This window comes from Pontibacterium sinense, from assembly GCF_015209595.1.
Lineage (GTDB): Bacteria > Pseudomonadota > Gammaproteobacteria > Pseudomonadales > Balneatricaceae > Pontibacterium > Pontibacterium sinense.
Genome location: NZ_JADEYS010000040.1, coordinates 1 through 1321, shown reverse-complemented (window position 1 = coordinate 1321; position 1321 = coordinate 1). Strand labels below are relative to the sequence as shown.

Sequence of the window (1321 nt, the reverse complement as noted above, 5' to 3'; positions counted from 1 at the left end):
GGAATTAGCTCAGTTGGTAGAGCGGGACCTTGCCAAGGTTCAGGTCGTCGGTTCGAGCCCGATATTCCGCTCCAATCCTTTACCTAGTATTATTTTTCCTGATGATCTATTCCATGAATCTACATGTTGAAAACATGTGGATAATCTGTCTGTATTCTTGTTGCTTCTAAACCTCGGGTTGACTGTTTTTGGTTAGTCTATCCACAGGTTCTTTATCTCTAAGCCGTCTATGTATATTGATGTTGCTCTGTGCCTGGTTGCCGCGCTATTACGAGGTCGATTGTTCCGTGTTCGGTAAAGTCTGCATGTCGTAAATAGGGGCGGACATTTGCTGAGAAACCTCCGCCTGTTGACGTCAGTGATTAACCGTTGATGTGCGCCAGTACTTTAGTGACCTGGTTGCGTTCCTGTTTCACAATTTCTGAAAAGCAGTCGCGTGAATAGCATCGCTGCAGGAAAGCATGCAGGGTAGGCCAGCGTGTTTCGTCTAGCATATGTTCAGCATGCTCCATATTGATCAGCTGACAGGCGATAGCAATATCCGCCAGTGAAAACTGATTATCCACAAACCACTCGTTTCCACCCAGTTGCTCGCTTAGGTAGTTAAGTAATGGGGGTAATTGTTGTTCTTTGGCGTGTCGTATTTTATCGGAGTCAGGCTGCTGTTTGATGAGCGGTACGATTAAGGTTTCGCGAAACAGTATTTCTGTGGACACTTGAGCCAGCTCGTAGTCAGCGTATTTCTCTAACCATTCGCAGTGAGCGCGAGACGCTGGTTTTGCAGGCAGAAGCGGTGTGCTGGGGTGAGCCTGCTCAATGTAATGGCAAATGACTGCAGAATCCGCGAGTGTGACCTCTCCATCCTCAAACGCTGGAATTCGGCGCAGGGGATTTAGTTTTTCGTATCCCTCTGGGAGATCGTAAGGTACAGCGATCTGTAGATCGTAGTTGATCCCCTTTTCGGTTAACGCTAACCGTACTTTACGGACAAAGGGAGAGAGTGGTGCGCCGTGTACCTTGATTGTCATCAGGAATCCTCATGAATTTTTATTTTGGATTGGTGTAGGGGAAAGTACTTATCATTAGGGGTTGCTGCAAGTTTTAGGCTAGGCTGTCTGTTCTTTTTTTGCTCACTCGTTAAGTTTGCTGATTTTGTTAGATTTTTTTCGATTTAGGGGTTGACGCTATCTGCTCTGATCCTTAATATACGCGCCTCCTCTGATGAGGAACGCCACTTAGTGGCATATGCGTCCCATTCGTCTAGTGGCCTAGGACACCGCCCTTTCACGGCGGTAACAGGGGTTCGAACCCCCTATGGGAC

1 protein-coding gene and 1 tRNA gene are annotated in these 1321 nt (G+C 47.3%); one reads left to right on the top strand and one right to left on the bottom strand.

Annotated features, from left to right (window positions below; all coding sequences use genetic code 11):
• Positions 1-362: 362 nt before the first annotated feature.
• The gene (locus tag IOQ59_RS21030) at positions 363-1028 is read right to left on the bottom strand and encodes a glutathione S-transferase family protein (RefSeq protein WP_193955445.1); all 666 of its coding nucleotides are present in this window, start codon (positions 1026-1028) and stop codon (positions 363-365) included.
• Between the two features lie 221 nt (positions 1029-1249).
• Between IOQ59_RS21030 and IOQ59_RS21025 the strand changes: the two genes are divergently transcribed.
• Positions 1250-1321 (top strand) — tRNA-Glu (locus tag IOQ59_RS21025).